Source organism: Mesobacillus sp. (assembly GCF_047739415.1).
In the GTDB taxonomy this organism is placed as follows: Bacteria; Bacillota; Bacilli; order Bacillales; family Cytobacillaceae; genus Mesobacillus.
Map to the genome: position 1 here is coordinate 25,195 of NZ_JBIQOE010000193.1, position 10,070 is coordinate 35,264.

Consider the following 10,070-nt stretch of genomic DNA (forward strand, 5'->3'; position numbering starts at 1 on the left):
AAAACGAAATAGAAGGGGAATCCCCTTCTATTTCTTAGTATCATATTTACGATTTTATTTGTCCAGCAGGAGAATGTGCACCACCGAAAAATTTACTCGATCGCGAAGATGAAAGCATATAACGGTTGTTCTCCATTATGAACTTCCACTTCCACATCGCCGTATTTGCTTTCAACAAACTCGACGATTGAATCAACATCTTCATCTGAAGCGTCTTCACCTTTCAGGATTGTCAGGATTTCAGAATCTTCGTCAAGCATTTGCTCCAACAGGTCTTTTGCAGCCTTGACTTTATCCGGATCCTTCAGGACGATCTTCCCATCGGCAAGGCCCATGAAGTCTCCTGTTGAAATTTCAAGACCGTCAATGCTTGTATCACGGACAGCATATGTCAGCTGGCCCGTTTTCACATGCTGCATGGCTTCAGTCATTGCTTCTTTGTTATCACCAGGTTCAGCTGATGGGTTAAAGGATAGCAACGCTGTCATTCCCTGAGGCACAGTTTTAGAAGGGATGACCACCACTTCTTCCTCCGCTACCTCAGCAGCCTGCTCAGCGGCCATAATGATGTTTTTATTGTTCGGCAGGATGATGACCTTGCGAGCGTTCACTTCTTTAATCGCTTTAACGATATCCTCCGTGCTCGGGTTCATTGTCTGGCCGCCTTCGATCACTGCGTTGGCACCAATGCTGCGGAAAAGCTCAGCGATTCCACTACCCATTGAGACAGCGACGATTCCGTACTCCCGCTTTTCCTTCTTTGGTTCGCTAGCCTGTGTTCGAAGAGGGGTAGACGATTCGCCGACAATATCAGTGTGCTGCTGGCGCATATTTTCAATTTTCATATTGATCAGGTTTCCGTATCTTTGTCCATACGACAGAACTTCGCCAGGCTGTTCGGAATGGATATGTACCTTTACAACCTCTTCATCAGAAATAACCAGAAGTGAATCTCCATATTTACTCAAGTCCAGGCGGAAATTTTCCTCAGAAAATGCTTCTTTCCCTTCAAGCCTAACCATGAATTCGGTACAATAGCCGAATTCGATATCTTCAGTGTTCATGTGGCTCTGGACGCTCTTATGATGCTCAGCGCTGACAAGCTCATTCATGTTCGGCATTGCAGATGGGGAATCAGGAAGCTTTTCGCCCTTCAATTCTGCAAGGAAACCTTCATAAACGAATACAAGACCCTGTCCGCCACTATCGACTACTCCTACTTCCTTTAGGACTGGCAGCAAGTCTGGCGTGCGGTTTAATGATGCCTTCGCTTCTTTCAGCACTTCTTCCATCAAACCAATAAGGCTTTCATGGTTCTTGGCAACAGCTACAGCATGCTTGGCAGCATCCTTTGCTACTGTTAAAATCGTGCCTTCCACAGGTTTCATAACAGCCTTATAAGCTGTTTCAACACCCGCATTCAACGCAGCGGCAAACTCTACAGAGTTCACAGTTGGCTTACTTTCAATTGCTTTTGCAAAACCGCGGAATAATTGGGAAAGGATAACACCAGAGTTCCCTCTCGCTCCCATAAGCAAGCCTTTGGCAAGCGCGGAACCAACCTTCCCTATATGCTCCTGTACATTGTTCTTTACTTCCTTGGCACCGGAAGTCATGGATAAATTCATATTTGTTCCCGTATCACCATCAGGAACAGGGAAGACATTCAGCGCGTCGACATATTTGGCATTGGCCGCCAAATGGTTGGCGCCCTGGATGACCATCTCCGCAAAACGTTTTCCGTCTAGAACATTAATAGACACAAATCTTTCCTCCTCTTACGGGTTCGTTACACGAACTCCCTGAACGTAAATATTGACCGAGTCAGCAGCCAGCCCTACAGTTTTGTCAAGGGTGTATTTTACCTTTGACTGGACATTGTGGGCAACCTCGGAAATTTTCGTCCCATAGCTCACAATAATATACATATCGATATGTACTTCTTCGTTTTCCTGGCGAACGATAACTCCGCGAGTGAAATTCTCCCTGCGCAGAATATCTGTCAATCCGTCCTTGATCTGATTCTTTGAAGCCATCCCGACAATACCATAACAGTCGACTGCTGCGCCGCCCGCAATCGTTGCAATGACGTCATTTGATATATCAATTTGTCCGTACTTCGTTTTTAGCTCGATGGACATGATTCGTTCCCCCTTTGGAAAAATAGCGTAATGCTACAGTTATTTTACTATAAACCAATCAATTTTTAAAGTTATTCTGCCCTTCCCTTTATTATTCAGCAAGAATCTCAACTATATGTCAAGGTTTTTTTCTTTATAGCTTTCACCAGAACTATTGCAAATGGGAAATTTCTATGATAAATTATTAAAGTATGTCAGAGAAAAGGTTATCCTGTTAAATCGCAGTTCTGACGATATGCAAATAATTGCAGCAAAAAATAGTTTCAGCTTTTGTCAGTTAGGAGGGAAATCATATGCCACGTAAATGTGTAGTAACTGGTAAATCAACTCGTTCTGGAAACGCACGCTCTCACGCAATGAACGCTAACAAGCGTACATGGGGTGCTAACCTTCAAAAAGTACGTATTCTTGTAGACGGTAAGCCTAAGCGTGTTTGGGTATCTGCAAGAGCTCTAAGATCAGGTAAAGTTGAACGCGTATAATTAAAAAAGTCGCAGACCTTCTGCCTGGCTCCCGCAGCCGGCAGGAAACTGCACGGCATCCATGAGGGTGCCTTTTTTATTTTTTAACAGGTTTTAATTTCGGCCTCATGCTCATTCTTCCCAATTGACGGCAAAATAATAGCACCCCGTTTCCAGGGTGCCAAAGAGCTTTCATATACTTTCCTTCTTTGCTTATTCTTTGTTATCGGTTCTAATCCTTTTTAAATGCACCTAACATTGCCCGTACGAGGCCACCTAAAAACTTAGGTAGTTTGATTGTATAGAATCTCATACCGTCCCTCCTCACCATCTCTCGCAAACCAGTCTTCATTCTGCATCCGTACAGTATATTCCCGGGTATGCAAAAATTGCTCCTTACATGTGAATCCGTGAATTCAATTTCATGAGCAGAGCTCTGCAAGAAGACCTTCAATCCTTGCTCCTTACAACTAATAATATGCCTTTAGAAAATGAAAAAGTACCATGACCTCTAATAAGTTCATTACTAATACATAGTGTCGATCCCATTGGAATATGACAGTCATTTAATGGGTATTTAAAATTTTCTAGCGTCATGCCAGAGACTGCTGGTGTTACAGGGAGGAAGGAAACATACTTAAATTCATCGAGCCTGCTGACGGTGTAAGTGCCTGGTCCTTTGATATACAAGATATTTTTTTTATCAATTATTTCGATATGGATGGAAGATCTGTCCTGAAGGGGCTTGACCAGCAGCTGGATATTTGCCATTAAATGGTCCAGCCTTCCTCCAGTTGCGCCAAATACTTTTATGGATTCTGGTTCCTGCTCAAGAGCCCAGTTTAAAGCTAGTTCCATATCTGTCTCATCTTTTTCAGGCTTGAATTTATTAAGGTCTGAAACAGCTTCTTCAATCTCTGTCAACTCTGCTTCTGAAACGGAGTCAAAATCCCCAAAAGCTGCTGATGGCTTGAATCCCGCTTTCAATAAATAGAATACACCTCTATCAATCCCAATCCAGATAACATTCGTTTCATCATATAAATGGAAATCTGGTATCAGGTTTGCCGGGCCTCCTGCTACTAAATGTATTTTCATAAAAACATTCTCCTTTTTGACCTATTAAAGAAATGGAATTGTCAAAAATCAATAAGCTAAATAAAGCCAGCCGCATGTGACGGCTGGCTTTATTTATTATCTTAAACTTGCGATAGCAGCTTCTCTGTCTTCCTTATTAAATATTGCAGAACCTGCAACGAGTACATTCGCTCCTGCTTCAATACAAAGCTTGGCTGTATCTTCGTTCACGCCGCCATCGACTTCAATTTCCAGATCAGGATTCAGTGAGTCTGCAAGTTCTTTTACCTGTTTGATTTTCGGAAGTACGGAGGAAATGAATTTTTGGCCGCCAAAGCCTGGATTGACAGACATAAGCAGCACCATATCCACATCCTCGATGATATGCTTCAGGCTATCCACTGGAGTTGCCGGATTCAATACAACCCCTGCCTTAACACCAGTAGATTTAATTAGCTGGATCGTCCTGTGCAGATGCCTGCTAGCTTCCACATGGACCGTAATGTAATCAGCTCCCGCTTTAGCGAATGCTTCAATATATTGGTCCGGATTCTCGATCATCAGGTGAACATCAAGCGGAAGCTTCGTTACTGGCCTGATTGCCTCGACAATCAATGGGCCAATCGTAATATTCGGCACGAAATGCCCATCCATTACATCCACATGAATATAATCAGCTCCACCCCGCTCGACGTCTTTGATTTCTTCTCCCAGGCGGGCAAAGTCAGCTGATAAGATTGAAGGGGCTATTTTCACCATGTTTCAGTACCTCGGCTTTCTATCTTTGATTTCTAACAAAAAGTCCTTATAATGCGAATATCTGTATTCAGGCAGAGTTTCAGACTCGACTGCCGCTTTAACTGCACACTTAGGTTCAGCCATATGCAGGCATCCCCGGAATTTGCAATCCTCGCTGATTTCAGAAATGTCCGGGAAGCATGAATTCAACTCTTCCGCCTCAATTTCGGTAAATTCCAGAGAACTGAAACCAGGCGTGTCGGCAACTAGTCCATTATTGATGGTAATCAACTCGACATGTCTTGTCGTGTGCTTGCCCCTGCCAAGATGTGAAGATATATCATCCGTTTTCAACTCCAGATCTGGACGGATCGCATTAAGCAGTGATGACTTCCCAACTCCGGATTGTCCGGCAAACACAGAAATCTTTCCCTCAATATGGGGTTTCAATTTTTCCAGCCCCTCCGAAGTTTCAGACGATGTGAAAATAACCTCATAGCCTGCTTTCCGATAATCCTCTGCGTATTCCTCAAGTTTGGACTTTTGATCTTCATTGGTTAAATCCATTTTCGTAATGCAGATGAGTGGCTTGATATGGTTAAATTCTACTAGAACCAAAAACCGGTCGAGCAGGGCTGAGCTGAAGTCGGGTTCTACAGCTGAAAAAACAAGGATCGCCTGGTCTACATTCGCGATTGGAGGTCGGACTAACTCATTCTTCCGGCTTTTGACTTCCATGATATAGCCTTCCGTGTCATTTTCAGCCTGGAAAACGACCTCGTCACCTACAAGCGGTGTTACCTTGTTTTTGCGGAAAACCCCGCGGCCGCGGCATTGGACAACCCCATCGTCATTCGCAACATAATAAAAACCGCTCAGCGCCTTGATAATTTTGCCCTCAGGCATAGCAACACTCCCTGTCTGTTAGTCTTCTGGATAATCAACGCCGTCCTCTATATAAGGTTCATCGTCCAGTGTCACTCTATAATAAGCCTCTTGTCCAGGTGCTATCATAAATGTGAGTTTACGGATTGTATCCTCAGTAATTTTAAAGGTTTCTGCAGGAACCGAATCATTACGATTCATATCACTTATGAAGATTTTGACTTCCTGCGGTGCTCCTTCTTCTTTAGGCTTATATGTGATGGTGATTTCCTCTGATACTTCTTTCGGGACTAGTTCTTTTCCTTTTGATATGACAACACTTACCTTACTCCCTGGTGGCAGCTCGGTGCCGGCTTCAGGTTTTTGGGAAATGACCAATCCGGCAGCTATCGTATCATGAAACGCCTCATTACTTTTTTCAATGACCAGCCCAGTGCTTTCAGCATAAAAATCGAGGTTACTTTGGTTATATCCTTTTAAATCACGCAAAGTTACTAATTCAGGTCCCTTGCTAACTTTAAATTCCAAAGTTGTCTCCTCTGGAATAACAGACTCCCCGGCAGGAGGATCTTGTTCAAGGATTTCACCTTGTGCACTGTCATCATCGTGCTCTTCTGTTTTGATGATATCCTTGAAGCCTTTTCCTTCAAGCAGTTTGACGACATCGTCATACGTCCTGCCAGTATAATCCGATAATTCTACTTTTTCTTTGCCGGTACTGATATACAAGTCAATTTCATTGCCTTCTTTGATCAACTTTCCTGCTTTAGGATTAGTGCGGATGACATTTCCCTCTTCAACTTCATCATCACTGATTTCTTTCTTATCTCCAATGATAAAACCAGCGGACATGAGTTCAGCGACTGCTTCTTCTACTTCCATGCCGCTTACATCAGGCACTTCCTTTTCCTTAGGACCGAATATGTCAGGACCCATTGTCACCATTACTATTCCCGCGGTCAAGATCAACAAAAACAAAACGGTCATAATAATTGGCCATTTCTTTTTCTTCTTCTTCTCAGGCTTTCCATCTGGTTCCTGTGATGCAGGAGCATCTTTCCGTACGATGGTTTCATCAAGATTATGATAAGGCCGGTCATTCGTTATAATGGGTATCGCTTTGGTAGCTTCATCGTCTTCCGGTATGACGAACTTCCCTTCATTCAAACGCTTAGAGTCAAGCGCAGTTCGCAAATCATCTTCCATTTCATCGACATTATCATAGCGATGGAATGGATCCTTGGCAGTTGCCTTAAGGACGATATTCTCAACGCTCTGGGGAATCTGTGGATTCCATCTTTTTAAGGAAGGAGTCTCGGACTGTAAATGCTTCAGGGCGATGGAGACTGCAGATTCACCTGAAAACGGCAGCCTGCCGGTGAGCAATTCGAACATGACAATTCCAATCGAATATATATCCGATTTCTTATTCGCCATGCCGCCTCTTGCTTGTTCAGGAGAAAGATAATGAACAGATCCCAGCACTGAATTTGTTTGAGTAATACTGGTCGCACTCAAAGCCATCGCAATCCCGAAATCGGTAATTTTCACTGTACCGCTGCTGTCGATCAGGATATTGTGTGGCTTGATATCCCGGTGGACAATATGGTTATGGTGGGCATCAGAAATTGCCGAAGTAAGCTGCTTCATGATGTCCAGGGCTTCTTCAACTGGAACAGGCGCATGTTGCTGTATGTACTGCTTCAACGTCTGTCCATCGACATATTCCATTACAATATAGTATAGCCCGTCCTCTTCACCGACATCATAAATACTGACGATATTTGGATGGGCAAGGCTGGTTGCGGATTGCGCTTCTCTATGGAACCTGCGGATGAATTCATCATCATTGGCAAAATCAAGACGAAGCATCTTGACCGCTACATCTCTGTCGAGAATCATATCATGGGCAAGGTAGACATTCGCCATGCCACCGCCGCCAATCATATCCTTGATCTTATAACGCCCGCTAATTCTTTTTCCGATTATCATATTCTTCACCTGCCCTCGTTGAATTCCTGATATTCGACGATAGCAAGAGTTATATTATCTTCGCCGCCGTACTGGTTTGCCCTTTTGATAAATTCTGCTCCCTTATCTTCAAGGGACATTTCTTTGTTAGATATGACACTTTCCATTTCTTCCTGGCTTACTTTATTGGAAAGGCCATCTGAACAAAGCAGCAATGCATCTTCCTCTTCAAAGATGATTGTTTTCACATCCATCTCAACCGACTCTTCAGTTCCGAGCGCCCTTAAAAGGACATTTTTCCGCGGATGATGCTCTGCATCTTCTCTGGAAATTTGTCCAGACCGAACGAGTTCGTTAACAAGAGAGTGATCCTCAGTTAACTGTTTGAATCCTGTTTCGTTTAATAAGTAACAACGGCTGTCCCCTATGTTTACGACGGTAGCGAACAGATTCGTACAAATGGCCGCCACAATTGTCGTGCCCATGCCTTCACATTCGGTGTTCTTCATAGAATGGTCGAATATTTCCTTGTTAACCTGCAAAACCGCTTTTTCCATCCATTTTTCTGCTTCTTCTGCTGTATGTATCTGAGTTGAATTTTCCCAAAGATCTTTTAAATGATTGGTTGTCATTTTACTGGCAACATCCCCCGCACGGTGGCCGCCCATGCCATCTGCTACGATGGCAAGGCGCTGACCGTGAGGATTTACAAAGATGCCGCCATTGTCTTCATTATGCAGGCGAACTTTTCCCCTATCTGTCATGAAAACAGCTTTCATCTTGTCACCTCGTCTCTTCTTTTCTTTCTTTCGCCCGAAGTTGTCCGCAAGCTGCTTCAATGTCATGCCCTTGTTCTCTTCTGATTGTCACATTCACTCCACGGTCGCGAAGAGTACGTTCAAACTTGAAGATTTGGCTCTTTGGTGTTCTTACGTAATCACGTTCAGGTACATAGTTGACCGGAATCAAATTGATATGGCATTTCAAACCTTTAACCAGCTGTGCTAGCTCTTCAGCATGCTCAACCTGATCATTGACGCCCCCGAAAAGTCCATATTCAAAGCTGATTCTTCTTCCGGTCTTGTTCACATAGTAACGGACTGCGTCCATTAAATCAGGAAGCTTGTATGCGCGGTTGATCGGCATCAGCCTGCTGCGCAATTCAGTATTCGGCGCGTGCAGGGATATCGCAAAGTTTATTTGCATATTTTCATCCGCAAATTGATAGATCTTGGGGATGATCCCGCTTGTAGATACGGTAATATGGCGTGCACCAATATTCATTCCTTTGTCATGGTTCATGATTTTCAGGAATGAAAGCATGTTGTCATAGTTATCAAACGGTTCGCCGATCCCCATGATGACGATCGAGCTTACTCTCTCATCGGTCTCATCAAGTGCCTGTTGTACTTTTACGACCTGGGCAACGATTTCTCCTGCTTCCAGGTTCCTCTTCAAACCGCCAAGGGTAGAAGCACAGAAAGTACAGCCGATCCTGCAGCCAACCTGTGTCGTTACACAGACAGAGTTTCCATACTCATGCCGCATGAGCACCGTTTCAATTGATACTCCATCCTGCAGTTCAAATAAAAATTTGATTGTTCCATCGGAGGAAGTCTGCTGGATGATTGTACTCAGGGTTGTCAGGACAAAATGCTCGTTTAGCTTGTCCCTCAAAGGCTTGGGCAAATTGGACATGTCCTCAAAAGAGGCTGCTCTTTTTTTGTAGAGCCAGTCAAAAATTTGTTCTGCCCTGAATGGTTTTTCTCCTTGTTCCTTCAGCCAGTCCTTGAGTTCTTCAAGCTGAAGTGAATAAATGGACTTTTTTCCTGTATCCTCGGTTGCTTCTTTTCTAGTTGTCTTATCTTGTTCCATGTTATTCCACCTTCTTTCTTAAACAAGCAATATAAAACCCATCAGAGCCAAAGTCCTGCGGAAAAATCTGCACATCATAGCCATTGATCAATGGCTTGATTGCCTCTGGCATTCTTCCTGCAAATGTTGTATCTCCTTCGAATTCCTGATGCTCGCGTAAAAATTTTTCGATTACTTCCTGATTTTCTTCACGGTCAACCGTGCATGTACTATATACCAGTATACCTCTAGCTTTCAAGAGCGGGGCGACTGAATTGAGCAGGCTAAGCTGTATGGTTTGCAGCTGTGTTAAATCCTGTTCTTTCTTAGTATACTTCATATCAGGCTTTCGTCTCATTACCCCAAGACCAGAGCACGGAGCATCGAGCAATACCCTGTCAATTGACTCTTTCTCAAATTGATCGGCAGCCTGGCGGCTGTCCATTTTTTGAGCTTCGATATTTTCGAGACCCAGGCGCTCAGCATTCTCGGAGATGAGCTTCACCTTGTGCTCATGGAGGTCGAGTGAAATCACCTTTCCGCTATTGCCCAGCTTTTCAGCGATATGAGTAGTTTTCCCTCCTGGTGCTGCACATGCATCAAGAATAACTTCTTCTTCTTTAATGCCCAGTGCGTGGGCAACCAGCATGGAACTCTCATCCTGGATCGTCAACAACCCATACTTGAAAGCTTTGGATGAGGCCAAATTTCCCCTTAGACACTTTATTGCTTCAGGCAGGATTGGACTCGGCTCTACTTCAAAACCTTCTTCCTCCAAAAGTTCGAGGCACTCATCACGAGAGATTCTCGTCAAATTGACTCTCGCTGTCTGAAGCGGTGCAGTTAAATTCACTTCACACATTTCCCGTGTCTTTTCCTCACCGAATTGGTTTACCCACCTTTTTACAAGCCACAAAGGATGGCTGGTCTCAATGGATATTCT

Annotated in this window: 11 protein-coding genes; 1 reads left to right on the forward strand and 10 read right to left on the reverse strand. The window is 43.9% G+C overall.

Annotated features, from left to right (window positions below):
- Positions 1-92: 92 nt before the first annotated feature.
- Together ACH0QE_RS15475 and ACH0QE_RS15480 are read right to left on the reverse strand one after the other, a co-directional pair.
- Positions 93-1,763 carry a DAK2 domain-containing protein gene (locus tag ACH0QE_RS15475; RefSeq protein WP_415801481.1) on the reverse strand — a complete coding sequence of 557 codons (1,671 nt, stop codon included), beginning with the start codon at positions 1,761-1,763 and terminating at the stop codon, positions 93-95.
- A 15-nt stretch (positions 1,764-1,778) separates the two neighbouring features.
- The gene (locus ACH0QE_RS15480) at positions 1,779-2,141 is read right to left on the reverse strand and encodes an Asp23/Gls24 family envelope stress response protein (protein WP_023614933.1); all 363 of its coding nucleotides are present in this window, start codon (positions 2,139-2,141) and stop codon (positions 1,779-1,781) included.
- Positions 2,142-2,434: 293 nt separating this feature from the next.
- Here ACH0QE_RS15480 and rpmB point away from each other — a divergent pair, with 293 nt between their 5' ends.
- Positions 2,435-2,623, forward strand: a complete 189-nt coding sequence (gene rpmB, locus ACH0QE_RS15485; RefSeq protein ID WP_023614934.1) for a 50S ribosomal protein L28 — start codon at positions 2,435-2,437, stop codon at positions 2,621-2,623.
- A gap of 211 nt (positions 2,624-2,834) precedes the next feature.
- Here the strand turns inward: rpmB and spoVM are convergent, their stop codons facing one another.
- The 8 genes from spoVM to rsmB all read right to left on the reverse strand — a co-directional run.
- Positions 2,835-2,915: a stage V sporulation protein SpoVM gene (gene spoVM / locus ACH0QE_RS15490; RefSeq protein WP_023614935.1), complete on the reverse strand. Its 81-nt coding sequence runs from the start codon at positions 2,913-2,915 to the stop codon at positions 2,835-2,837.
- Positions 2,916-3,052: 137 nt separating this feature from the next.
- The gene (locus ACH0QE_RS15495; RefSeq protein ID WP_415801482.1) at positions 3,053-3,700 is read right to left on the reverse strand and encodes a thiamine diphosphokinase; all 648 of its coding nucleotides are present in this window, start codon (positions 3,698-3,700) and stop codon (positions 3,053-3,055) included.
- A 96-nt stretch (positions 3,701-3,796) separates the two neighbouring features.
- Positions 3,797-4,438: a ribulose-phosphate 3-epimerase gene (gene rpe / locus ACH0QE_RS15500; protein ID WP_415801483.1), complete on the reverse strand. Its 642-nt coding sequence runs from the start codon at positions 4,436-4,438 to the stop codon at positions 3,797-3,799.
- A 3-nt stretch (positions 4,439-4,441) separates the two neighbouring features.
- Positions 4,442-5,323, reverse strand: coding sequence for a ribosome small subunit-dependent GTPase A (gene rsgA, locus ACH0QE_RS15505; protein WP_415801484.1), 882 nt, complete (start codon positions 5,321-5,323; stop codon positions 4,442-4,444).
- Between the two features lie 18 nt (positions 5,324-5,341).
- The gene (pknB, locus tag ACH0QE_RS15510) at positions 5,342-7,294 is read right to left on the reverse strand and encodes a Stk1 family PASTA domain-containing Ser/Thr kinase (protein WP_415801485.1); all 1,953 of its coding nucleotides are present in this window, start codon (positions 7,292-7,294) and stop codon (positions 5,342-5,344) included.
- A 5-nt stretch (positions 7,295-7,299) separates the two neighbouring features.
- On the reverse strand, positions 7,300-8,052 hold the full coding sequence (locus ACH0QE_RS15515) for a Stp1/IreP family PP2C-type Ser/Thr phosphatase (RefSeq protein ID WP_415801489.1): 753 nt from the start codon (positions 8,050-8,052) through the stop codon (positions 7,300-7,302).
- A gap of 4 nt (positions 8,053-8,056) precedes the next feature.
- Positions 8,057-9,148: a 23S rRNA (adenine(2503)-C(2))-methyltransferase RlmN gene (gene rlmN / locus ACH0QE_RS15520; protein ID WP_415801486.1), complete on the reverse strand. Its 1,092-nt coding sequence runs from the start codon at positions 9,146-9,148 to the stop codon at positions 8,057-8,059.
- 1 nt (position 9,149) lies between these two features.
- Positions 9,150-10,070 (reverse strand): 16S rRNA (cytosine(967)-C(5))-methyltransferase RsmB (gene rsmB / locus ACH0QE_RS15525; protein WP_415801487.1); only part of this gene is annotated, 921 nt, incomplete at its 5' end.

Excerpts from the sequence above, each read along its gene's own strand:
- ACH0QE_RS15480 (WP_023614933.1), bottom strand. The coding sequence starts at position 2,141 with ATGTCCATCGAGCTAAAAACGAAGTACGGACAAATTGATATATCAAAT.
- rpmB (WP_023614934.1), top strand. The coding sequence starts at position 2,435 with ATGCCACGTAAATGTGTAGTAACTGGTAAATCAACTCGTTCTGGAAAC.
- spoVM (WP_023614935.1), bottom strand. The coding sequence starts at position 2,915 with ATGAGATTCTATACAATCAAACTACCTAAGTTTTTAGGTGGCCTCGTA.
- ACH0QE_RS15495 (WP_415801482.1), bottom strand. The coding sequence starts at position 3,700 with ATGAAAATACATTTAGTAGCAGGAGGCCCGGCAAACCTGATACCAGAT.
- rpe (WP_415801483.1), bottom strand. The coding sequence starts at position 4,438 with ATGGTGAAAATAGCCCCTTCAATCTTATCAGCTGACTTTGCCCGCCTG.
- rsgA (WP_415801484.1), bottom strand. The coding sequence starts at position 5,323 with ATGCCTGAGGGCAAAATTATCAAGGCGCTGAGCGGTTTTTATTATGTT.
- pknB (WP_415801485.1), bottom strand. The coding sequence starts at position 7,294 with ATGATAATCGGAAAAAGAATTAGCGGGCGTTATAAGATCAAGGATATG.
- ACH0QE_RS15515 (WP_415801489.1), bottom strand. The coding sequence starts at position 8,052 with ATGAAAGCTGTTTTCATGACAGATAGGGGAAAAGTTCGCCTGCATAAT.
- rlmN (WP_415801486.1), bottom strand. The coding sequence starts at position 9,148 with ATGGAACAAGATAAGACAACTAGAAAAGAAGCAACCGAGGATACAGGA.